We start from the raw sequence: 24,033 nt of genomic DNA on the forward strand, positions 1-24,033 counted from the left end.
ATAATATTTTAATATATAATTTTATAGAATACTAATTATTTTACACTTTTGTAAACCTTTAGAAATCCTAATAAAGAGCAATGTATATAAATTATATACATTGCTCTTTAAATTATTAACTCATTAATTATATACTATATATTAATATTTTTGAAGATGTTTATTCCTATATTGTCTTTTAATTATCTGTGTAAATTACTATTCCAGAATCTTGTGGTACTTCTGATCCTGCAGGAGGGAAAATTTCTTTAACCTTTGCACTTCCATCAACCTCTGTATCTGTATCTTGTATCGGTTTTAATTTATTTTCTTCTAATACCTTTAAAGCATCTTCTATACTTAAGTCAATAATATTTGGTACCTTTACCTTAGGTTTTTCATATTCTTGCTTTTCTTCATCCGTATATTTAGGTTCAACCCCTAAATATTTTAATGAATCATTCATAATTTCTTTTACTATAGGTCCTGCTGTTGTACTACCAAATGCGCTAACTCCAGTTGGTTCATCTACTATAGCTAATACTACTATTTGTGGATCATCACAAGGAGCTATCCCTACAAAGGAGCATATATATTTACCTTGTGCATACTTACCATCTATAACCTTTTGTGCTGTTCCTGTTTTACCACCTATTTTAAACCCAGGTATATATGCAGCTTTACCAGATCCTTCACTTACAACAGATTCAGCTATTTCTAACATTTTTTTAGATGTATCTTCTGATATTACTTGTCTAACTACCTTTGGTTTTATATTTTCTGTTACGTTTCCTTGATTATCAACCTTTGATTTAACTACTCTCGGTTCCATAAGTTTTCCATCATTTGCTATTGAACCTATTGCACTTATTAATTGCATAGGAGTAACAGATATAGATTGACCAAATGATATAGTTGCTAACTCTACAGGTCCTACATTTTTTTCATTATATAAAATACCTTTAGCTTCTCCAGGTAAATCTATATTAGTTTTATCCATGAATCCAAATCCTTCTATATAATCATACATCTTAGACACCCCTAATCTTTGCCCTAACTCAACAAAAACTGGATTACAAGAATTTTGGACTGCCTGTTTAAATTCTTGGGCTCCATGCGGTCTATAATGTCTCCAACATTTCAATTTTCTTCCACCTACAGTAACACTACCTGTACATACAAATTTTTCTCCATCTTTTATAACACCCTCTTCTACAGATGCGGATGATGTTATAAGTTTGAAAGTAGATCCCGGTTCATACGTATCACTAACTGCAGGATTTCTCCACATTGAGAAATATCCTTTTATTTTATCTTTATCACTATATTTTTCAAGCTCTTCTTCGTAGTATGGATATATCGGTGTTCTTGAATCATTTGGATCATAGTCAGGTTTTGATGCCATAGATAAAATGTCGCCAGTTTTTGGGTCTAAAGCTATTGCTGTAACTCTTTTAGCATTATTTATTTCATAAGCTTTTTGAACTGCTTTTTCAGTGTAATGTTGAATTACTTCATCTATACTAAGAACTAATCCATTTCCTTGCACTGGCTCATAATATTTTTCCATACCATGAGGAATTTCTCTTCCTGATGCATCAGTACTAACAATAAGTCTTCCTGGTTTTCCTTTTAAGTGTTTGTCATATTGCATTTCTATACCAGCAATTCCTGTTGCATCGTCTGATGTATGTCCGATTACGTATGGAGCAAAATTCCCATATGGATAATATCTTTGATTATCCTCAGCTACCCATATACCTGGTAATTTAGAGTCTCTTATTTTCTCTGCTGTTTTATCATCTATCCATCTTTTTACTTTTACCAAAGCCATATTTTTCTTTTTCAACAATTTTAAAACATCATCATAGTCTTCACCTATCATTTCAGATATTACCTTAGCTGATTTTTCTTTGTCTTTAACTTCAACCGGTTTAGCCCAAACAGTATACTTAGTAACACTTACAGCAAGCTCTTTCATATTTCTATCATATATAGTACCTCTTTTAGGTTCTATTGGTATATCTCTTGTTTGCTGATCTAAAGCTTTTTCTGTAAGCCAATCCCCTTTAATTATTTGTAAGTATCCAGTCCTAAATATAAGCATCGTAAAAACAAAGCATGCTAGTATTAAAACAATTACTAACCTTTTTTTACTCAATCTCTTTATTTTACTCAAGCAAATCCCCCCTAATTAGGTACTTCTATGTACTTCATCTGACTTTCTTTAGGATAGTCCATCCCTAATTTCTCATTAGCTTTCTTTTCTATATCTCTACTTCTAGTTAATAGATCTACATCTACTTGTAAATTTTCTTTTTCTATAGTTTTATTATGTAACTCAGACTCTAAATCCCCGATTTTATATTTTAATTTTGCAACTTCACTATATCCATACATACACGCAAAAATTATACAACAAACACTTGCTACAGCTCCTAACTTTATAACCCACTTTGTAATTTTTTTTACCATTCTTCTTTTATAGATATTCTTTTTATTTGCTCTATATTCATTTATATCTTTTATTTTATTTTTTCTTTTCATACATATCCCCTTACTTTTTTATAAATAAATAGATATATATTATATTTAACTTTCTATATACTCCTTCCTTTTTAGTCTTAATACAAAATTAAAACAATAAAAAACAAAAAAGTCTAAGCTTTCGCTTAGACTTCTATATTCTTTCAGCAACCCTTAATTTTGCACTTCTAGATCTTGGGTTTTCTTCGATTTCTTTGTCTGTTGGTAATATTGGTTTTCTAGTTATAACTTTTACTAAAGCCTCTTTATCACACTGACATATAGGAATATGTGGTGGACATATACAATCTGTCGCTAAATCTCTAAATGCATTCTTTACAATTCTATCCTCTAAAGAGTGGAAAGTTATTATGCATATTCTTCCGCCCTCATTCATAATAGAAGCTGCATCATCTATCATCTCAGTTATAACACCTAATTCATTGTTTACTTCTATTCTTATAGCCTGGAAAGTTCTTTTAGCTGGATGAGGACCATCCATTCTAGCTTTCTTAGGTATAGCTTTTTTTATAATTTCAACTAGTTCACCTGTAGTTTCTATGTTCTTTTCTTTACGTCCTTCTACTATGAACTTAGCTATACGTTTAGCCCAATTATCTTCTCCATAATCTTTTATTATTTTTGATAATTCCGCTTCACTATATGTGTTTACAACATCATAAGCTGAAAAACTGCATCTTATATCCATTCTCATATCTAAAGGTGCATCTTGCATATATGAAAATCCTCTATCAGCCTCATCTAATTGATGCGATGAAACCCCTAAATCTGCTAGAACCCCGTCAACTTTATATACACCTATTTTTTCTAATTCATTTTTTAAATTTTGAAAATTGCTGTGCACAAACTTTACTCTATCACTATATTCACTCAATCTTTCTTTTGCTGTATTTATAGCGTTTATATCTTGGTCAAATCCTATAAAAAGTCCATCCTTAGAAAGTCTTTTTACTATTTCTTTGGAGTGGCCTGCACCACCCATTGTACAATCAACATATACTCCATCTGGTTTTATGTTTAAATTATCAATACACTCATCTAAAAGTACCGATACGTGATGAAATTCCATATTTTATCGCTCCTTAGTATCATCTATTTCTTTTTTATTTTTCTTTGATAAATATAGGTGGACTATTATTCCGCCTATTACGCCTGCTAAGCTTATAACTTGAGCCATTCTAAGAGGTCCTATCATAAGGCTATCAGTTCTAAGCCCTTCTATAAAAAATCTTCCTAAAGAATATAGTATAGCATATAAAACTATAATTTGACCCTCATAAGATTTCTTTTTTCTAAATATACATAGGAATATAAATATACAAAAATCCCATATAGATTCATATAGAAAAGTTGGATGTACTTTTACTCCATCTACCATTATTCCCCATGGCAAATTGGTTGGACCTCCATGAGCTTCTTTATTTATAAAATTGCCCCATCTTCCTATAGCTTGAGCTAAAGGCATTCCAAGTATAACAGTATCTGCTAATTTTAGAAAATTAATCTTTTTATATCTTGAGAATATATATCCTGCTAATATTCCACCTATTAAAGCTCCATGTATTGCCATTCCACCGCCTCTAAAATTGAATATTTGAGATGGGTTATTAGAATAATATTCCCAATTAAATATTACGTAATACAATCTGGCACTTATTAGTCCTACCGGAATTGCAATAATTGCTAAATCTAATATATCATCTTCTTTGATTCCAACTCTTTTAGCCTCTTTCAATGCTATTAATGTACCTAAAATCATACCTGTTGCCATAAGTATTCCATACCACATTACATCTATTCCAAATATAGTAAATGCAATTCTATCCATAAACTAATCCCTACCTTTTAAATAGTCTTTTAAATAAATTTTTCTTTTCTATGTATTTTGTTGGTTCTAAAATGCATATATCTTTATTTTCTAAAATACATTTTTGATTTTCTTCAAATATATTTTTTGCATTTTCTTCTCCATATTGCTTACTTATGTAATCATATACTTCTTTAATTAGTGGTCTTCTCTTTGTACTACTATGTGCATCTGTCGCTATAAAGTGAACCATATTATTTTCTAGTAAAATTTTACTAGTCTTCTCTGCCTCTTTCCCATTTTTCCCTATTACACTAGCTCCATTCAATTGAATTAAAGCTCCCTCATTTATACAATCATATATAATATTTGGATTTTCTTGTACCTTAGGATATCTTTCTACATGCGCTAGTATAGGTATGTATTTTTTTAACTTTAATTCATACACTATATCTGCTAAATTATTAGGAAAATTATTAGGCGAAAACTCAACTAATACATATTTACTGCTATTTAAGCTATGAAACTCTAATTTTTCAAAATCACATAATAAATCATCTGTAAAATAAAGCTCATTTCCTAAAAGAACTTCTATATCTATATTTTCATCTTTTAATTTCTTGTTAAAGCTTTTTAATATTGTTTTTAACTCTTCTCCACTTTTATATTTAAAATCTGGATGATAGTGGGATGTATTAATTATCTTTTTAATTCCTTCGTTTTGTGCTATTTTTGCCATTTCTATAGATTCTTCTAAGCTTTTTGACCCATCATCTACTTGCGGCAATATATGGCAATGTATATCTATCATTTAGCTCTCCCTCCTTTTATAAACTAAATAATACCATATTACCTATAAACCATCAATTTTCTTTAACTATTTAACTTTAAAACAAAGCTTGTTTGAGCTTAAAACATATAAAACTGATACAACTAATTTTCATAGATTGTCCATAATTTTTTCATAGGTATACTAAAAATTCGCTTCGCTCATGTAGCCAACAACTTCGTCTGTTGCGTAAAAAAAGTGCTATAATTAGCACTTTTTAAATTTACTTAGGTTCTACTATTGAGATTACGCAATACTCTTCTTTTAAATGATTTTTTAATCTTTCTTCTACTTCTTTAAACTCTACTTCCTTAATAACATCTAAATAATCTAATAAGTTTATATCTTTAAACTTATATGCTATAAAATTATTAGCTATAAAGTTTACTGAATCAAAGTATTTTATAAACTGACCCATTTTTTTCTTTTTTATTCTATTGAAATCTTCTTCACATAATCCTTCTTTTTGATACTTAGTTATATACTTTAATATGACATCCTTTACTTTCATAGGACTTTCAGATTCTCCTCCTACTAAAGTAAATGCATAATCAACTTGAGATGTAAATCCACATCCAAAATTATCATTTATCAGTCCACTCATATATAATTCATCAAATACTTCGCTACCTCTTTTAAAAATCATATCTAACAGAATTTCTGTAACAACCTCTTTACGAAGCAGTTCTCTCCCTTTAATTCCTACGTTATCATCTTTAAATCCTATATTAAACATAGGCATTGATATAGGGAAATTTGCAACTATTTCTTTTTTATTTATTTCTTTAGATTCTTGAGGATAAAATCTTTTTATACTATGGTCTAGTTTTTCTATATTACTGTGATTACTTTTTTTGATACTTTCCATAACCTTGTCAACTTCGACATCCCCTACTACAAATAAGGCCATATTTCCCGGGTTATAAAATGTATTATAACATTTATAAAGTTCATCTTTTGTAATTTTATATATACTTTCCACAGTTCCTGCTATATCAACATTTACAGGATAATCTTTGTACATCGCTCTTAAGCAATTGAAATATACATTCCAGTCAGGATCATCATTATACATTTTTATTTCCTGCTCAATTATCCCTTTTTCTTTCTCTACATTCTCATCTGTAAAATATGGAGTTTGTACATAATCTATAAGGTGTTCTAAGCTTTCATAAAAGTTATCTGTACAAGAAAATAAATATGCAGTCATAGTGAAATTAGTATATGCATTTGCACTAGCTCCTAACTTAGAAAATTTATCAAATGCATTTCCACCATCTGGTTGCTCGAACATTTTATGTTCTAAAAAGTGTGCTATACCTTCATTTACTCTAAATTTTTCATTTTCATTTATAGGAATGAATTCTAACTCATTAGATCCATAATTAGTAGCTAACACTGCAAATTTTTTCATAAACCCTTTTTTAGGCATAAAATATACATCAAGTCCATTGTCTAATTTTTCATAATAAAGTTCTTCTTTTAATATATCGTTAACTATCTTTTCCATATACTCCTCCTAATTTCTTAAGAAATAAATAGTATCTAATTGTAATTTTTTAAACACACTAATAATTTCTTCTTTATTCACTTTTTCTACATAATTAATAATATCTTCTATACTTAAATTTGTTTTACTTATATCTTGAGAAAATTTAAAATCAGATAATCCACCTATACTATCTTTTAAAGATCTCATAGAACTTATAAGTGATATTTTACTATTTTCAAGTTCTTCGTCACTTATATCTCCATTTATAATGTTTTCTATTTGTTGTCTAACTAAATCTGTTGTTTTTTCATAATTTTGAGTTTCTATACCTGAAGATATGAATAGTATTCCTTTATATTTTTCTATAGATGAATATATATAGTAGCATAAGCTTTCTTTTTCTCTTATATTTATAAACATTTTAGATTGTGGTCCTCCACCTAAAATATTACATCCTACAACTAGAGGGTAATAATTTTTCGCATCTGCAAAATCTGTATTCGTTCTATATCCCATAACTAATTTACCCTGCGTTATATCCATTTTATCAACTATATTTTTAACAGATTTAACATTCTTTTCATATTTTTCTCTAGGTATTTCTATAACTTTTTCTCTTTCAAATTTAAATTTATTTTTTATAATATCTACAACTTTTTCTTCATCAAATTCACCTTCTATAACAATATCTATAGGAGATGTTTTTAAAATATCTTTATAGTGATTGTATAGATCTTTACCATTTATTTTATCAATTTCTTCTATATATCCGTATTCACTTATACTAAATTTTTCATCTTTGCACATTTCTTCAAAACATCTTTCTAGCGCATATCTTCCTTTATCATTTATCTTAGCTTTTATTCTTTCAGCTAAATTTTGTTTTTCTAATTTAAGATATTCCTCTTTAAAACCACCATTCTCTGTTAGTGGATTATTTATTATTTCATTTAAAAACTCTATCGCATCTGTAAATATAGGTTCTTCTAGATATTGTTCATTAGTTGTTACTAATTTTATATTTAAAACCTGTCTTTCACCTCGCTTACTTACATCAGCTAAAATAGACGCACCATACAAATCTTCCAATTTATTAGATATATCTTTTAATGTTTTATATTTGTTACTTGCATTAGTTATCATATTTGGAATTAACGCATTTTTTGTAGTCTCGTTTTTGTCTAAAATTCTTTGTATGTATACGCTAACTAAATTTGTTTTAAATTTTTTAGACTGTATTAAAGTTAAATTTATATTCTCATCTAAATTTATTTTTTTTATATTCTCCATATAATCCTCCTATTTTTCTATTAACAATATTTGAGCATACATTTCATCAATAAGTATCTTTACTTTATCTTTTGGTTCTATATAATGAAATCTAACTTCAGAAGTATCTAATTCTTTTAAAATACTTTCAACTAAATTTTTATTGTACATGTTATCAATTGTACATGTAGGAATAACTACATGCAATACATCAATTCCATATTCTAGAAGTTGCTCGCCTGATTTTATTATATCGTCTTTATTATTTTCTAAAAGTGGTAATTTTATTTGAATTTTTGTATTTTTTTCTTTTTCTATGTAATATTTTATTTTTTCTCTAAAAATAATATCTTGTTCTAAATTATTTTCATCTTCTAATCCTATCAAAAGAACACCTGAGTCTACATCTTCATTTTTTATATTTCCCAAAATCTCATTGGTATATGACTTTGCTAAATTGTTGGATTTATAAAAAACATCAGTAAGTTTAATATTCACTCCATATTTATTAAGATTCATATTGTCTAACCTTTTATTAAATATATCAAAGTCTTTCCCCTCTGTTATAAACATCGGACATATTATTATATTTTTGTATCCTAGTTCTACAACCTCTTGTACCATATTTTCAAAATATGGTTTAGTGTACATATATGCATCAACAACTTTGTATTTAGATCCTAATTTAGATCTTATCCCAGATGAAATTTTATGTGCAGTGTCTTTAAATTCACTAGTGCCTAGATTTTCATAGTACCCTTTATACTTATGCAAGTTATATATACTAGATATGTATGCCTCGTATCCCTTATCAAAGTAAATTTCATTTGCACGTTCTCTAATATTATATTTTTTAGATTCTCCATCATATACAAGCATTACTAAAGTTTCATCTTGAATATCTCCATGTTCTATAGATTTAACTTTTATATCGTCCTTTATAAAAACTACAATTGATAAATTTATTATTAAAAACGAAACTATAAAACCTGCAAATAATTTTTTATAATCTTTTTCATAATATATAAAATATGTATATACAGACATTGTCGCAGCTATAATAAATATATTCTCCATATACCCATCAAATATAATGCTCAATCCAAATAAAATACCTAAACAAATTGGCATAACCATTGAATCAACTCCATTAAAAGTATAGTTTGCATGACTAATATATATGATGTATAATTAGAATGTATGTCTAAATTAAAATAAATATAAGACTTAAGAAGAGAGGAAGATACAATATGAAATTAGGTATAGTTGGTTTACCAAACGTAGGTAAAAGTACACTATTTAATGCGATAACTCAAGCAGGTGCTGAATCTGCTAACTACCCTTTCTGTACAATAGAGCCAAACGTAGGTGTTGTGGCTGTGCCAGACGAAAGACTAGAAAAATTAAAAGAACTATATGATTCTAAAAAAGTTGTGCCTACAGCTATAGAATTTTGTGATATAGCTGGTTTAGTTAGAGGTGCATCTAAAGGTGAAGGTCTTGGAAATAAATTCCTATCTCACATAAGAGAGGTTGATGCAATAGTACATGTTGTTAGATGCTTCGAAGATCCTAACGTTGTTCACGTTGATGGTTCAGTGGATCCTTTAAGAGATATAGAAACTATAAACTTAGAATTAATATTCTCTGATATAGAAATATTAGAAAGAAGAATTCAAAAGACTCAAAAAGCTGCTAAATCAGATAAATCTTTAGCTTCAGAGCTTGAGTTCTTAAAAGAAATAATGGCTACTTTAGAAGATAGTAAATGTGTTAGAACTATGGAGTTTACTGAAGATCAACAAACATTTGTTAACTCATTAAACTTACTTACTTCTAAACCAGTTATATATGCTACTAACGTAAGTGAAGATGATTTAGCTGATGAAGCTCAAAACAATGAGTATGTAAATAGAGTTAGAGAATTCGCATCAACTGAAGATGCTGAAGTTGTTGTTGTATGTGCTCAAATAGAAGCTGAAATAGCAGAACTTGACACTGACGAAGAAAAGAAAGAGTTCTTAGAAACATTAGGTCTTGAGCAGTCTGGACTTGATAAACTTATAAAATCTTCATATGCTTTACTTGGACTTGTTTCTTATTTAACTGCTGGACCTCAAGAGGTTAGAGCTTGGACTATAAAAGTAGGAACTAAGGCTCCTCAAGCTGGTGGTAAGATACACTCTGATATAGAGAGAGGGTTCATAAGAGCGGAAACTATAGCATTTGATGATTTAGTTAATGTAGGAACAATGACAGCTGCTAAAGATAAAGGTTTAGTTAGACTTGAAGGTAAAGAATATATAGTTAAAGATGGAGATGTTATACTATTCAGATTTAACGTATAATAAAATGTAAAAAGAGTGAATATATTTTGCTACACAAGCTAAAAAATGCTTGAAATGTAGCTAAAATATACTCACTCTTTTTATTTTGTTCAAATTTAACTAATTTTCTATTTATTCATTATGTCTTTGTATAATTTCAAGTAGATATTAATACAAAAATATAAAAAGAACAATTTTTAATTTAATTGCTCTTTTTAGTAATTACAAACCCCTTAAGTTAAAACTAAGTTTTTAAAACAGATTAGCGAAGATTGAATATATAAGATTTAGCGACTTTTAAAGCATCTTTCCATCTTTAGGAGCAAAACTTATATATTCGCCTGAGCGCCCCACTATTTTAAACTATTATTTATTTTGTAAAAATTCGTTAGCTATTTCTTTATCATCAAAATGATGTTTAACTTTACCGATTACTTGATAGTTTTCATGTCCTTTACCAGCAATTAGTATTACATCACCTTTTTGTGCCATTTCTATAGCTTCTTTTATAGCTTCTTTTCTATCTATAACAACTTTATAATTTTCTTTAGATTTATCTAATCCTTCTAATATATCATTTATTATAAGTTCTGGATCTTCTGTCCTTGGATTATCTGATGTTACTATACATATATCTGAAAGTTTTTGAGCAATATCTCCCATTAAAGGTCTTTTAGTTGTATCTCTATCTCCTCCACATCCAAATACTGTTATTATTCTATTTTTAACAAACTCTCTAGCTGTTTTGATTACATTTTCTAATGCATCCGGAGTGTGTGCATAGTCTACTATTACACTTATTCCAGTTTCATTAGATATAGCTTCAAATCTTCCTGCTACTCCACCTGTATTTTTTAATCCATTTAGAACTATTTCTTTAGGAATTTCAAGTGCATAACATGTAGCTATAACTGCTAGAGTATTATAAACTGTGAATTTACCAGGAACCGGAACAAATATATCTTCTTCATAAGTTGGAGTTACAAGTTTATATGATACTCCTCTAGCTTCTATTTTTATGTCTTTAGCCATAAAATCAGCCTCGTGATCTATAGCATAAGTGTAACATTTTGTATCTAATTTTTTTATATTTTCATATATAACTTTTCCGCCTTCATCATCTATATTTATAACATTAGCATTCGTTGTCATATAGAATAATTTTTCTTTAGCATTTCTGTAATCTTCTAAATCCTTGTGGAAGTCTAAGTGGTCTGGAGTTAAGTTAGTGAATACACCAACCTTATACTTAGTTTGCGCCACTCTGTTTAATGCTAATGCATGAGATGAAACTTCCATAGCACAATACTTACATCCATTATTTATCATTTGATCGAAGTAATCTTGTAAATCTCTGCTTTCTGGAGTTGTTGAATTCGATTCAATTTCTTTGTCTCCATCAGATATTTTTATAGTTCCTATTAATCCTACTTTATTATCAGCTGATGTTAGTATTTCATTTAAAAATGTAGTTATGCTAGTTTTTCCATTAGTTCCCGTAACTCCTATAACATCAAATCTTTGACTTGGATGATTGTAGAAATTATCTGCAACTTTAGCCATATCTTCTCTAGTGTTTTTAACTTTTATAAAAGTCACACCATCTCTTTGAATATCTTCTTGAACTAAAAATGCCTTTGCACCTTTTTCTATAGCCATATCTATAAATTTGTGTCCATCAACTGTAAATCCTTTAACACATATAAATAGGTCATTTTCTCCTACTTTTCTAGAATCATATTGTATATTATCTATTTCAATATCTAAACTTCCTTTAGTATCTAAAATATCTAAGCCTTTTATTACTTCTTTTAGTAACATAAATTTAACCTTCCTTCAATAAAAAATTCGCTATGCTTGAATACTTAACTTATTAATCAAGTTTAGCAGTTAGAATTTATAACTATATTATTATATAACAATATCATAAAAATAGAAATTGTCTAGTATGCTATTTTTATTGCAAAAAATGCAAAATAAAATAGAGAGGATGAAATCCTCTCTATTTATATACTAGATTAGTTTTGTTCAGCTAATCTCTTATAACTTTCGTATCTCTCTTTTGCATTTTCTTCTGCCATTTCAAATAATTCATCAGCTATATCTGGGAATTGTTTAGCTATAGCAGAATATCTTACTTGTTTCATTAAGAAATCTCTGAAGCTTTCAGTTGCTTCTTTAGAGTCTAATGTAAATGGATTCTTACCTTCAGCTTTTAAAGTTGGGTTGAATCTGTATAAATGCCAGTATCCACACTTAACAGCTTGCTCTATGTTTGCTTGAGCTCTTCCCATACCTTCTTTTAATCCATGAGATATACATGGTGAGTAAGCTATTATTAATGATGGTCCATCATATTTTTCAGCTTCTACTACAGCTTTTATTAATTGGTTCTTATCTGCACCCATACCAACTTGTGCTACATATACGTTTCCGTAAGACATAGCCATCATACCTAAATCTTTCTTTTTAGATCTCTTACCTGCTGCTGCAAATTTAGCCATTGCTGCAACTGGAGTTGATTTAGAAGCTTGACCTCCTGTATTAGAATATATCTCTGTATCGAATACTAATACATTTACATTTTCACCAGAAGCAAGTACGTGATCTAATCCACCGTAACCGATGTCATAAGCCCATCCATCTCCTCCTAGTATCCATTGAGATCTCTTAGCTAAGTAATCTTTTCTAGCTTCTATTTCAGCTACTAAAGCTTTTATTTCAGCATTTTCTATATTATGAGCATTTGCTAATACTGCAAGTACTTCTTCAGCTGCTTTAGCTGATGCTTCACTATCTTCTCTATTTTCTAACCAGTTAGTGAATGCTGTTCTTGCTGCATCACATATATCCATAGATATTAATTGTTCCATAGTCTCAACTAACTTAGCTCTCATTTGTTTAACACCTAAGAACATACCAAATCCGTACTCTGCATTATCCTCGAATAATGAGTTTGCCCAAGATGGACCTTTACCTTCATGGTTTACAGTGTATGGAGTTGATGGAGCTGATCCTCCCCATATAGAAGAACATCCAGTAGCATTAGCTATCATCATTCTATCTCCAAATAATTGAGTTACTAACTTAAGATATGGAGTTTCTCCACATCCAGCACAAGCTCCTGAGAACTCCATAAGTGGTTGTCTAAATTGACTTCCTTTAACTGTTGTTGGAGCCATTATATCTCCTTTTGGAGCTACTTTCTTAGTATCAACTGCAAATGCCCAGTTTTCAACTTCAACTTCTTGAGTATCAAGAGGTTTCATAACTAAAGCTTTTTCTTTAGCTGGACATACGTCAGCACAGTTTCCACATCCAGTACAGTCCATTGGACTTACTTGCATTCTGTATTGTAATCCTTCAAATCCTTTACCTATAGCTTTCTTAGTATCGAATTTTTCTGGAGCATTTTTCATTTCTTCTTCATTAACTAATACTGGTCTTATACATGCATGAGGACAGATATAAGCACATTGGTTACATTGGATACAGTTATCAACTATCCACTCAGGAACGTTTACTGCTACCCCTCTCTTCTCATATGCAGCAAGTCCAGCTGGGAATGTACCATCTTCTATTCCATTGAATGTACTTACAGGTAAATTATCTCCTTCTTGTGCATTCATAGGTCTTACTATGTCTTTTACGAAAGCTGGTTCGTTAACTTCTTCTTTAACAGCATCTTTAGCATCTGCCCAGTTAGCTGGTATATTAACTTTAACTAAAGCATTCATACCTGCATCAACAGCTTTGTAGTTCATATTAACTATTTTTTCACCTTTTTTACCGTAAGCTTTCTTTATAGAGTCTTTTAAGTACTCTACAGCATCAGCTTCTGGTATTATTTGAGCTAACTTGAAGAATGCAGATTGCATTATCATGTTTATTCTGTTTCCAAGTCCTATTTCTTGTCCTAATTTAGTACCGTTTACTGTATAGAATTGGATATCATTTTTAGCCATGTAATTTTTCATAGCTGCAGGTAAATGTTCGTTTAACTCATCTTCATTCCATATAGTGTTAAGAACGAATATTCCACCTTTCTTTAATCCTTTTAATAGATCATATTGATATACATATGATTGATTATGACAAGCAATGTAATCAGCTTCATCTATTAAGTAAGTTGATCTTATAGGGTCATCTCCAAATCTTAAGTGAGACATTGTTATACCACCAGATTTTTTAGAGTCATATGCAAAGTAAGCTTGAGCATACTTTTCAGTGTTATCTCCTATTATTTTTATAGCTTGTTTGTTAGCTCCAACTGTACCATCAGATCCTAATCCCCAGAACTTACATCTTACAGTTCCTTTTTGAGCTATTTTTAATTCATCAGATAATTCTAAAGAAGTGTTAGTAACATCATCAACTATACCTAATGTAAATTGATCTTTAGGATTTTCTAATTTTAAGTTATCATAAACTGTTTTTATATGAGTAGGAACAGTATCTTTTGATCCTAATCCGTATCTTCCGCCTATTATCATAGGAGCATTTTCTTTTCCATAGTATACTGATTTAACATCTAAGTATAATGGCTCTCCAGTTGCTCCTGGCTCTTTAGTTCTATCTAATACACATATTCTTTCAACTGTTGATGGCATAGCATCTACAAAGTGTTGCATTGAGAATGGTCTGTATAAGTGAACTTTAACTAAACCGTACTTTTCTCCTTGTGCATTTAATACATCTATTGTTTCTTCTATAGCTTCTGTTACAGATCCCATAGCTACTATTACATATTTAGCATCTTCTGCTCCATAGTAATCAAATAGTCCATGTTTTCTTCCAGTTAACTCAGACATTTGGTTCATGTATTTGTCAACTATTCCAACTATATCATTGTAATATTTATTTGAAGCTTCTCTTGTTTGGAAGTATATATCAGGGTTTTGTGCTGTACCACGAGTTACAGGGTGATTTGGTGATAAAGCTCTGTTTCTGAACTCTTGAACAGCTTCCATATTTAATAATTTAGCATAATCTTCATTTTCTAATAATTCAACTTTTTGTATTTCGTGAGATGTTCTGAATCCATCAAAGAAATGTATAAATGGTAATCTACCTTCTATTGCAGCTAAATGTGCAACTGGTGCTATATCAGCAACCTCTTGAACTGATCCAGAAGCTAATAATACACATCCTGTTTGTCTAGCAGCCATAACGTCTTGGTGGTCACCGAATATTGATAAAGCTTGTGATGCTAAAGCACGAGCACTTACGTGGAATACTCCAGGTAATAACTCTCCAGCTACTTTATACATATTTGGTATCATAAGTAATAAACCTTGTGATGCAGTGAATGTTGATGTTAATGCTCCAGCTTGTAAAGAACCGTGGAATGCTCCTGCAGCTCCTGCTTCTGATTGCATTTCTACAACACTAACCTTTTGTCCAAATACGTTCTTTCTTCCTTGTGCAGCCCATTCGTCTACAACTTCTGCCATCGTAGATGATGGAGTTATTGGATATATTGCAGCTACATCTGTAAATGCATATGCAACGTGAGCAGCAGCAGTGTTACCATCTACTGTTTTCATAAATTTTGCCATAGTATGTATCCTCCTTGTATATTCCTCCCAAAATAGTCCTTTGTATTCTATATTGAGTAAATATTTTGAATAGTTTAAGATATTCTTAAGTAATAAATTCTACATTAACTTACAAATTCCTTCTATTCAATATATGTTTTTGTTTTTTGTATACTTTAAAAGTTCAATATTACATATATACCCTATTTTGTATACTTAAAACATTTTTCTGCATTTTTTTATTTTTTTTAATATCCTTGTGTTTCAGAATCTTCACCTTTAGCAATTGCAATTGATGCACTTGCTCCTATTCTAGAGCATCCAGCCTCAATTACAGCTTTTGCATCTTTTTGATTTCTTACTCCACCTGAAGCTTTTACCCCTATATTAGGTCCAACAACATCTCTCATAAGTTTTATATCTTCAGGAGTAGATCCTCCTGTTCCAAAACCAGTTGATGTTTTTACATAATCAGCTCCAGCTTTAACTGATAATTCACAAGCTATTTTCTTTTCTTCATCATTTAAATAGCATGTTTCTATTATTACTTTCACTAATGCTCTTTTATTAGAAGCATCTACAACAGCTTTTATATCATTTAGTACATAATCGTACTTTTTATCTTTTAATGCTGCTATGTTTATAACCATATCAACTTCATCTGCACCTTTTTTAATAGCATCGTCTGTTTCAAAAGCTTTTACTTCTGATGTATTTGCCCCTAGAGGGAATCCTATAACAGTACATACCTTTACATTAGATCCATCTAATTCTTTCTTTGCAAGTTCTACATTTGCTGGGTTTATACATACTGAAAAGAAATTATATTCTTTAGCTTCCTTACATAATTGTTTTACATCATTTTCTGTGGCAAAAGCCTTTAAAATAGTATGATCAATCATTTTTGCTATATTTTTATCCATAAATATGTCTCCTTTTTATTTTTATAATGTTCTTTTATTATAGCAAATATATACATTTTTTGTATATATCACTTACTTATTATAATTTACAGAGTATCATATTTTTATTAAAAAATTTTAAGGTATCAACGAATAGATAGCTTGCGAAATTCATGATATAATAGTACCAATTAAGTTTTTTTATAACAAGTAGGTACTTTTTTGTTTTATAGTACCCAAAAGTATACTATTATAATTCAAGGTGGTTATTATGAAAATTCAACTCGAGGTACAAGATCATTCTAAATGTCACATGAATGAAAGATGTAATAAGTATGAAATGTGTCCTATAAACTTAGTTCATAAAATCATTTCGGGAAAATGGAAAATATTAATTCTTTGGTATTTAATGCCTAATCCTCTTAGATTTAGTGATTTAAGACGCAAACTTCCTGATGTAACTCAAAAAATGTTAACACAACAGTTGAGAAGTTTAGAGTCTCATAACTTAGTCTATAGAAAAGTATATCCTGTAGTTCCTCCGAAGGTAGAATATGGACTTACAGAATGTGGGGAGAAACTTATTCCAGTTTTAGAAAGTATGTATAGTTATGGAGTAGATTATCTTCAGGACAATAGTTTGGATAGCTTAAAATTAGATAAGTAGTTTTTGTGTGAATAGAGCCTTTATTGTATGTATAGGATTTGATTTAGTTTTTTATTTACATATATCTATAATTCAATCTTAAATAATTTCATATAAACAAAAAAAGTATGTGAAAAATCACATACTTTTTTTATATATATTACTCAGCTATTAACTCTACCATATCTCCGTTTCTAACAGCTGCTGCATTTCCTTCTTCAACGTCAACATGCATTTCTAAAGCAAAGTTAGCATTAGCTCTTACTAATACATTTTCGAAAACTATAGATCTAGGTCCGAAAGTTCTAACTTTTACTATTTGCTTGTCTTTTACTCCAAATTTAGCTGCGTCATCTAAGCTCATATGTATATGTCTTGATGCAACTATAACACCTTCTGTTAATTCTACTTCACCTGCTGGCCCAACTAATTTAACTCCTGGAGTTCCTTCTATATCTCCAGATTCCTTTATTGGAGCTTTAACTCCTAAAGTAAATCCGTCTGCTAAAGATATTTCAACTTGTGTGTTAGGTCTAGCTGGTCCTAAAACTCTAACTCCTTTTATAGTTCCTTTAGGTCCTACTAAATCAACTTTCTCTTCACAAGCATATTGCCCTGGTTGGCTTAATGGCTTGAATTCTACTAATTGATGACCTGCTCCAAATAATGTCTCTATATCTGCTTGACTTAAATGAACGTGTTTATTTGATAATGCTATTGGTAATTTCATTTATAAAGTCCTCCTAAGTTTTTTAAAATATTGCAATACAATTATACATAATATTCCTAATAAAATCAAATTTTATTCTAATTTTACTTTAATAAATTATTTATTAAATCGAAATATCCCGGAAAAGATATATCTATGCAAGCTGTATTATCTAAGTTTAATTTACCTTCTGAGATCAGTGAAGCTACTGAAAATGCCATAGCTATCCTATGATCATTAAAAGTTTTTATATCTGCTCCTTTTAATTTTGTTTTACCTTTTATTACCATGCCATCTTCTAGTTCTTCTATTTCTGCTCCCATGTTTTTTAAATTATCAACAACAGCTTTTATTCTATTACTTTCTTTTACTTTAAGTTCTTTTGCATCTTTTATTACTGTTGTTCCATTAGCTTGAGTTGCTAAAATTGCAATTACAGGTATTTCATCTATTAATCTAGGTATTAAATTTGAATCTATAGTTGTGGCTGTTAAGTTATCACTGTATCTTACAATTAAATCTCCTACAACTTCTCCGCTTTCAACTCTTTTATCTATAATTTCAAAATTTCCATTCATAGCTTCTAATACATCTATTATGCCTGTTCTAGTTTCATTTAATCCAACATTTTTTATAAGAACTTCTGAACCTTCAACTATACTAGCAGCTGCAATTATAAACGCCGCTGATGAAATATCTCCTGCTACATTTATATTTCCTACTGAAAAAAGCTCCTTTACAGGTTGTACATCTATTTTTAAGTCAGTAGATTTTATATCAGCTCCAAATGACTTTAACATTATCTCTGTATGATTTCTACTTTTTAATTTTTCAATTATAGTACTACTACTATCTGCATATAAAGATGCTAATATTATAGATGATTTTACTTGAGCAGATGCAACTGGCATTTTATAATTAATTCCATTTAAATTTCCACCATATATAGTTAGAGGAGTAAAATTTGCATCATCATTTCCTTTTATACTACATCCCATTAATCTTAGCGGGTCAGTTACTCTTTTCATAGGCCTTTTACCAATAGATTCATCCCCTATTACAGTGGACTCAAATTCATTTCCAGCAAGTATGCCCATCATAAGCCTTATCGTCGTCCCTGAGTTTCCAACATTTAAAATTTCATTAGGCTTTTTTAGCCCTCTCAATCCAACACCCTTTACGATAACTTCCTTATCATTTATATCTATATTTACACCCATTTTTCTAAAACAATCAATGGTACTTAAACAATCCTGACCCATTAAAAAATTTTTTATTCTTGTAGTCCCTTTCGCTATAGATGAAAACATTATAGCTCTATGAGATATAGATTTATCTCCAATTAACTCTACAGTTCCTTTAAGCATCAGTGCACCTCTTTATTACTTCTAATATTTCACTTTCTTTTATATTATCAAAAACTTCTACTTTTCCTCTTCCAACTGGTATAACTAGATTTATACTTCCAAAACTGTTTTTCTTATCACTTTTCATCAAGTCTAGTATTTCTTCTGGATTATGGTATTTAATAGAAATAGGTATATTTAATAATTTAGATACGTATAAAAATTGTTGGTAGTATTCAACGTCTATAAATCCTTTATCTAAGGCTAAATTAAATGCCATGTTTGTACCTATGTTAACCGCAAACCCATGGCTTAATCCACAAAGTTTTTCAATTCCATGACCAAATGTATGACCTAAATTCAAAATTTTTCTTAACCCATTTTCTTTTTCATCTTTACTTACTACTTCATATTTTATAGACGTACATTTACTTATAATGTAAGACAATACGTCTTGATTTTTTAGTAATATACCATCACTATTATCAATTATGTAATTTAAAAATTCATAATCATATATAAATGAGTATTTAAGGGCTTCTGCCATCCCGCTTAAAAACTCACTTTCATTTAAAGTTTTTAGTGCATTTACATTTATATATGTAAATTTAGGTTGATAAAATGCTCCTATTATATTTTTTATATTACCTATATTTATACCTGTTTTTCCTCCAACCGATGAATCAACTTGAGCTAATAATGTTGTAGGCACTTGAATTAAATCAATTCCTCTCATATACGTAGCTGCAATAAATCCAGCTAAATCGCCTACAACTCCTCCACCTAATGCAATTATAGCTGATTTTCTAGTTATCCCAACAGTTATGCAAAATTCCATTATATTTTCATAAACAGCCAAAGTTTTAGATTGCTCTCCCCTTTTAACTATAAACACTTCTATAAACTCATGATTTAATACCTTTACAAATTCATCAAACTGATATCTATTTACATTTTCATCAGTTATTATAAGTAACTTATCGTATCTACAGTTTAATTCAAATTCATTATAATCATATTCAATTTTTATAGATTTTTCCATCCTCTATCACCTAGCCTATTCATATACGAATTATAGTTATTCATTACATCTCCTATATTATCTTTTCCAAATTTATCTAGCATAAATTGTAAAATTACAAACGCAACTACATTTTCGCATACAACACTGCATGCTGGAACTGCGCAAGTGTCTGATCTTTCAACAGTAGCTTGGAAACTTTCTAATGTTTTCATATTTATAGAGTTTAGAGGCTTATATAGTGTAGGTATTGGTTTCATTGCACACCTTACTACAATTTCATCACCTGTAGTCATTCCACCCTCTATTCCGCCTAATCTATTACTTTCTCTGTATATACCTTTTTCATCGTTATAGAAAATTTCATCCATAACGTTTGATCCTCTATTGTTTGCAACGTCAAATCCTATTCCTATTTCTACCCCTTTTATAGCTTGAATACTCATTACATTCATAGCTATGTGAGCATCTATTTTTTTATCATAATGGACATACGATCCTAATCCAGGAGGTACGTTTTTTACCCTTATCTCAATTATTCCTCCTAATGTATCCTTTTCAGATTTAGCCATATCAATTTCTGATATCATTAATTCTTCTATATCTTTATCAATACATCTAACTTCACTTATATCCACATTGTCTTTTATAAAATCAAAGCTATATATTTTATCAACCTTTGTGTTTCCAATTTGAACTACATGTGATGCAAATTCTATGCCAAATGTTTTTAAAACCTGTTTACAAATTGCCCCTACTGCAACTCTACTAGCAGTTTCTCTCGCACTCGATCTCTCCAAAACATTTCTAGCATCATCAAAATTGTACTTTAAAGATCCGATTAAATCTGCATGACCTGGTCTTACTTGTTCAACTTTTCTAGTTTCTCTATCAATATCTTCAACTGGATTCATATATTTAATCCAATTTTCATAATCTTTATTTTTTATTTGTATAGCTATCGGTCCTCCGATAGTAGTTTTTCCTCTAACCCCACTAAGTATATCTACAGTATCACTTTCAATTTTCATACGCCCACCTCTTCCATATCCAGATTGGCGCTTTTTCATCTCTAGGTTTATTTCATCTATATTTAAGCTAACATTAGCTGGAATTCCGTCTATTATTGATGTCAAACATTTACCATGCGACTCTCCACTTGTTATATATCTAAGCATAAATTTCTCCTTTCATTGTGATAGGCGTAAAAAAAGCTTGTATTTAACCAAGCTTTTTTATATCTTTCACATAATTTTCAATTTTCTCTTCTAAATTTTGTTTTTCAATTTCATTTTCTATAAAAGCTACTTTATCACTGCTATTTATATAATGATTATAAGATAGCTTAGTATTTATACTTTTAAAGAAAAAATCCATGACTATCTGTCCACCTTTAAATTGAGATGGATATGGATCACTACCTCCGACGGCAATATACATCCCAATTCTTTTCTTACTTCTATCAATAGATGACTTTTTTAATATATATTTACTTGCATATATTGCTTGTGTTCTATCAACCAAAGTTTTAACCTTTGCAGATATGCAATCAAAGTGAACAGGACTGACTACTATAGTACCTTTAGCTTTATCAAACATGTCATACATAGGAGTCATATCATCCTTAAATTTGCAAAACCCTGTTCTTTCGCAAAATCCACAAGCCGTACAATATTCTATATTCATATCGTATATATAAAAAACTTTATAGGTTATTTCATTTTCATCCAAATTTTCAATTATTGATTTTACTACAGCTGAACAATTTTTATTTTTTCTTGGGCTTCCATTTATTATTAGAACCTCACTCATATTAATCTCCTTATCTCTCCTTAAGAGTAACAATTAATATATCATCTTCAAAATTGCTTTTTCTTGAAAACTCCCATAACTTAGATTTCAATCTAGTTTCCATATCATCTTGCTCCGAAAAACTAGTTTCTTCTAAAAATGTTTTTAACCTTTCAACTCCAAACTCTTCTTTGTTGTGGTCTTTTATTTCTAATACCCCGTCTGTATATAAAGAAACAGTTTTATATTTAGATATATCAATTTCTTTATCTGAATATTCTACTTCTTCTAATATTCCTATCGGTATCCCCTTGCTGCACTTTAAAAATGAAGCCTTATGATTTTTATCCACTCCAATTGGATAGTAATGCCCTGCATTTGATACAATCATTTTATTTTCATTACTTTTTATTACACCAATTATACAAGTTGTAAAAACTCCCATTTTATCAAATTCATCAAATAAGAATTGATTTATATTTTCCATTATTTCGCTAGGTGTATCATATTGTTTTGCTAATACTTTAAATGCTCCCTTTATCATAGCAACCATATAGTTTGATACAATACCATGTCCCATTACATCAGCTAATATAGTTACAACAGTACCATCCTCTTTTTTTATAGTGTGATAGAAATCTCCACCTACTACTTTTGCTGGTTTATGGAAATATCGCAATTCTCTGTTATTATCTAATACTTTATTTCCTTTATTCATTATAAGTTTTTGTTGTTGATTTAAAACTTTAAGTTCATTTTCTAAAACTTGATGCTTTACCTCACTTTTACTGTACTCATACAACTGCATGGCAACAGCAACTTGCTTAGCAAGTATACTAAGTATATTTAAATCGTCTTTAGTGTAGTTTTTAGCGTTAGTACAAGCTATATATCCTACTATATCATTTTTATTTATTAACTTATGATATATATAAGTCTGAATTTCTTGTAAGTCCACATCCCCATGTATTTCATTTGAGTACGAACCTACAGTTTGGCTATCAATTATTTTATCTAATGTATAATAAACATCTGGTTTAATTTTATCTAAGGTAAAAAAGCTTGATAGCTCTTTTTTCTTTCCATTTATATTTGCTCCATGTATTACTATAACAGCTTCTCTACTTTTTGTTATATTACAAGCTTGTTTACTTAGATGATCTAAGAAACTCTTTATATCTTTGTTTAAATATAGTTTCTTTGTTGCATCATTTATAGAAGATATAGCTCCTCTTAATTTATGTATAAGATTTTGTATATCATTATTTTTACTTGTTATCTCTATAGATAAACTTATTAAAGATGCTACTGACGAAATAAAGTCCATATCATCATCTGTAATTTTATCATCTTCAGTTAAAAAGCATGTCATAAATCCAGTTACTTTGTCATGAACTATAAGTGGAAATACGATTCTTCCTATATATCCTTCATTTGTAGCTAAATCCCTCTCATCAAGAGCTCTTTCATCTAAAAATACATTTTTAACATAAACTACTTTTTGCTCTTTTACAGCCTCATGAATATACTTAGGATACTGATTAAAATCTATTTTAACTCCTATTGGCTTCTCTATAGGAAACACCTTAGATATATAGTTTAGAGTTTGTGAACACACTAAATAAGCATGTTCATAATTATTTTTATAAAATAAATTTACACATGCTTTTGCTGGATGAACTACATCTAACATTTTTTCAACTATTTTATCTTTTATTTCAAAGAAATTATCTGACTCCGTTACTAAGGTTGATATTTCTACTACACGCTTAAGTCTGTCATTTTCATTGTAGTAATTCATATAGGTGTTTTCTCTCCCCTCTTTATAAAA

At 29.6% G+C, this 24,033-nt stretch carries 19 protein-coding genes; 2 read left to right on the plus strand and 17 right to left on the minus strand.

The window, feature by feature from the left end; all coding sequences use genetic code 11:
* Nucleotides 1-178 precede the first annotated feature (178 nt).
* The 8 genes from KXZ80_RS13170 to KXZ80_RS13205 form a co-directional block, all read right to left on the minus strand.
* Nucleotides 179-2,158 carry a stage V sporulation protein D gene (locus KXZ80_RS13170; RefSeq protein ID WP_021433888.1) on the minus strand — a complete coding sequence of 660 codons (1,980 nt, stop codon included), beginning with the start codon at nt 2,156-2,158 and terminating at the stop codon, nt 179-181.
* 11 nt (nt 2,159-2,169) lie between these two features.
* Entirely contained in the window at nt 2,170-2,526 is a 357-nt protein-coding gene (locus tag KXZ80_RS13175; RefSeq protein WP_021430038.1) for an FtsB/FtsL family cell division protein, read from the minus strand.
* A 133-nt stretch (nt 2,527-2,659) separates the two neighbouring features.
* Nucleotides 2,660-3,595 (minus strand): 16S rRNA (cytosine(1402)-N(4))-methyltransferase RsmH, encoded by a 936-nt coding sequence (gene rsmH / locus KXZ80_RS13180; protein ID WP_021433889.1) that lies wholly within the window; start codon nt 3,593-3,595, stop codon nt 2,660-2,662.
* A gap of 3 nt (nt 3,596-3,598) precedes the next feature.
* Entirely contained in the window at nt 3,599-4,354 is a 756-nt protein-coding gene (lgt, locus tag KXZ80_RS13185) for a prolipoprotein diacylglyceryl transferase (protein WP_021433890.1), read from the minus strand.
* 10 nt (nt 4,355-4,364) lie between these two features.
* Nucleotides 4,365-5,144 (minus strand): tyrosine-protein phosphatase, encoded by a 780-nt coding sequence (locus KXZ80_RS13190; RefSeq protein WP_021433891.1) that lies wholly within the window; start codon nt 5,142-5,144, stop codon nt 4,365-4,367.
* 241 nt (nt 5,145-5,385) lie between these two features.
* Entirely contained in the window at nt 5,386-6,672 is a 1,287-nt protein-coding gene (yfmH, locus tag KXZ80_RS13195; protein ID WP_021433892.1) for an EF-P 5-aminopentanol modification-associated protein YfmH, read from the minus strand.
* 9 nt (nt 6,673-6,681) lie between these two features.
* Nucleotides 6,682-7,944, minus strand: a complete 1,263-nt coding sequence (yfmF, locus tag KXZ80_RS13200; RefSeq protein ID WP_021433893.1) for an EF-P 5-aminopentanol modification-associated protein YfmF — start codon at nt 7,942-7,944, stop codon at nt 6,682-6,684.
* Between the two features lie 9 nt (nt 7,945-7,953).
* Complete coding sequence (locus tag KXZ80_RS13205; RefSeq protein WP_021433894.1) at nt 7,954-9,060, minus strand: cbiX family protein; 1,107 nt, start codon at nt 9,058-9,060, stop codon at nt 7,954-7,956.
* Between the two features lie 113 nt (nt 9,061-9,173).
* Here KXZ80_RS13205 and ychF point away from each other — a divergent pair, with 113 nt between their 5' ends.
* A complete protein-coding gene (gene ychF / locus KXZ80_RS13210; RefSeq protein WP_021433895.1) occupies nt 9,174-10,271 on the plus strand; it encodes a redox-regulated ATPase YchF in 1,098 nt (365 codons plus the stop codon).
* A 345-nt stretch (nt 10,272-10,616) separates the two neighbouring features.
* Here ychF and KXZ80_RS13215 read toward each other — a convergent pair whose 3' ends face one another.
* From KXZ80_RS13215 to deoC, 3 genes are all read right to left on the minus strand, one after another.
* On the minus strand, nt 10,617-12,071 hold the full coding sequence (locus KXZ80_RS13215) for a UDP-N-acetylmuramoyl-L-alanyl-D-glutamate--2,6-diaminopimelate ligase (RefSeq protein ID WP_021433896.1): 1,455 nt from the start codon (nt 12,069-12,071) through the stop codon (nt 10,617-10,619).
* Nucleotides 12,072-12,268: 197 nt separating this feature from the next.
* The gene (gene nifJ / locus KXZ80_RS13220) at nt 12,269-15,808 is read right to left on the minus strand and encodes a pyruvate:ferredoxin (flavodoxin) oxidoreductase (RefSeq protein WP_021433897.1); all 3,540 of its coding nucleotides are present in this window, start codon (nt 15,806-15,808) and stop codon (nt 12,269-12,271) included.
* 227 nt (nt 15,809-16,035) lie between these two features.
* A complete protein-coding gene (gene deoC, locus KXZ80_RS13225; protein ID WP_021433898.1) occupies nt 16,036-16,710 on the minus strand; it encodes a deoxyribose-phosphate aldolase in 675 nt (224 codons plus the stop codon).
* Nucleotides 16,711-16,960: 250 nt separating this feature from the next.
* On the opposite strand from deoC, the gene KXZ80_RS13230 reads away from it, so the two are divergent.
* On the plus strand, nt 16,961-17,356 hold the full coding sequence (locus KXZ80_RS13230; protein ID WP_021430030.1) for a winged helix-turn-helix transcriptional regulator: 396 nt from the start codon (nt 16,961-16,963) through the stop codon (nt 17,354-17,356).
* 139 nt (nt 17,357-17,495) lie between these two features.
* Here the strand turns inward: KXZ80_RS13230 and pduL are convergent, their stop codons facing one another.
* From pduL to KXZ80_RS13260, 6 genes are all read right to left on the minus strand, one after another.
* Complete coding sequence (gene pduL, locus KXZ80_RS13235) at nt 17,496-18,065, minus strand: phosphate propanoyltransferase (RefSeq protein WP_021430061.1); 570 nt, start codon at nt 18,063-18,065, stop codon at nt 17,496-17,498.
* 83 nt (nt 18,066-18,148) lie between these two features.
* Nucleotides 18,149-19,411 carry a 3-phosphoshikimate 1-carboxyvinyltransferase gene (gene aroA / locus KXZ80_RS13240; protein ID WP_021433899.1) on the minus strand — a complete coding sequence of 421 codons (1,263 nt, stop codon included), beginning with the start codon at nt 19,409-19,411 and terminating at the stop codon, nt 18,149-18,151.
* Nucleotides 19,404-20,432, minus strand: a complete 1,029-nt coding sequence (gene aroB, locus KXZ80_RS13245; protein ID WP_021433900.1) for a 3-dehydroquinate synthase — start codon at nt 20,430-20,432, stop codon at nt 19,404-19,406. The genes aroA and aroB overlap by 8 nt, the downstream gene beginning before the upstream one ends.
* Nucleotides 20,417-21,589 (minus strand): chorismate synthase, encoded by a 1,173-nt coding sequence (gene aroC / locus KXZ80_RS13250; RefSeq protein WP_021433901.1) that lies wholly within the window; start codon nt 21,587-21,589, stop codon nt 20,417-20,419. The genes aroB and aroC overlap by 16 nt, the downstream gene beginning before the upstream one ends.
* A gap of 43 nt (nt 21,590-21,632) precedes the next feature.
* A complete protein-coding gene (locus tag KXZ80_RS13255; protein ID WP_021433902.1) occupies nt 21,633-22,223 on the minus strand; it encodes a flavodoxin family protein in 591 nt (196 codons plus the stop codon).
* Between the two features lie 10 nt (nt 22,224-22,233).
* On the minus strand, nt 22,234-24,003 hold the full coding sequence (locus KXZ80_RS13260; protein WP_021433903.1) for a GAF domain-containing SpoIIE family protein phosphatase: 1,770 nt from the start codon (nt 24,001-24,003) through the stop codon (nt 22,234-22,236).
* Between the last annotated feature and the right edge of the window lie 30 nt (nt 24,004-24,033).

The sequence above is a fragment of the Paraclostridium bifermentans genome (assembly GCF_019916025.1).
Taxonomy (GTDB): Bacteria; Bacillota; Clostridia; order Peptostreptococcales; family Peptostreptococcaceae; genus Paraclostridium; species Paraclostridium bifermentans.

Excerpts from the sequence above, each read along its gene's own strand:
- KXZ80_RS13175 (WP_021430038.1), bottom strand. The coding sequence starts at position 2,526 with ATGAAAAGAAAAAATAAAATAAAAGATATAAATGAATATAGAGCAAAT.
- rsmH (WP_021433889.1), bottom strand. The coding sequence starts at position 3,595 with ATGGAATTTCATCACGTATCGGTACTTTTAGATGAGTGTATTGATAAT.
- lgt (WP_021433890.1), bottom strand. The coding sequence starts at position 4,354 with ATGGATAGAATTGCATTTACTATATTTGGAATAGATGTAATGTGGTAT.
- KXZ80_RS13190 (WP_021433891.1), bottom strand. The coding sequence starts at position 5,144 with ATGATAGATATACATTGCCATATATTGCCGCAAGTAGATGATGGGTCA.
- yfmH (WP_021433892.1), bottom strand. The coding sequence starts at position 6,672 with ATGGAAAAGATAGTTAACGATATATTAAAAGAAGAACTTTATTATGAA.
- yfmF (WP_021433893.1), bottom strand. The coding sequence starts at position 7,944 with ATGGAGAATATAAAAAAAATAAATTTAGATGAGAATATAAATTTAACT.
- KXZ80_RS13205 (WP_021433894.1), bottom strand. The coding sequence starts at position 9,060 with ATGGTTATGCCAATTTGTTTAGGTATTTTATTTGGATTGAGCATTATA.
- ychF (WP_021433895.1), top strand. The coding sequence starts at position 9,174 with ATGAAATTAGGTATAGTTGGTTTACCAAACGTAGGTAAAAGTACACTA.
- KXZ80_RS13215 (WP_021433896.1), bottom strand. The coding sequence starts at position 12,071 with ATGTTACTAAAAGAAGTAATAAAAGGCTTAGATATTTTAGATACTAAA.
- nifJ (WP_021433897.1), bottom strand. The coding sequence starts at position 15,808 with ATGGCAAAATTTATGAAAACAGTAGATGGTAACACTGCTGCTGCTCAC.
- deoC (WP_021433898.1), bottom strand. The coding sequence starts at position 16,710 with ATGGATAAAAATATAGCAAAAATGATTGATCATACTATTTTAAAGGCT.
- KXZ80_RS13230 (WP_021430030.1), top strand. The coding sequence starts at position 16,961 with ATGAAAATTCAACTCGAGGTACAAGATCATTCTAAATGTCACATGAAT.
- pduL (WP_021430061.1), bottom strand. The coding sequence starts at position 18,065 with ATGAAATTACCAATAGCATTATCAAATAAACACGTTCATTTAAGTCAA.
- aroA (WP_021433899.1), bottom strand. The coding sequence starts at position 19,411 with ATGCTTAAAGGAACTGTAGAGTTAATTGGAGATAAATCTATATCTCAT.
- aroB (WP_021433900.1), bottom strand. The coding sequence starts at position 20,432 with ATGGAAAAATCTATAAAAATTGAATATGATTATAATGAATTTGAATTA.
- aroC (WP_021433901.1), bottom strand. The coding sequence starts at position 21,589 with ATGCTTAGATATATAACAAGTGGAGAGTCGCATGGTAAATGTTTGACA.
- KXZ80_RS13255 (WP_021433902.1), bottom strand. The coding sequence starts at position 22,223 with ATGAGTGAGGTTCTAATAATAAATGGAAGCCCAAGAAAAAATAAAAAT.
- KXZ80_RS13260 (WP_021433903.1), bottom strand. The coding sequence starts at position 24,003 with ATGAATTACTACAATGAAAATGACAGACTTAAGCGTGTAGTAGAAATA.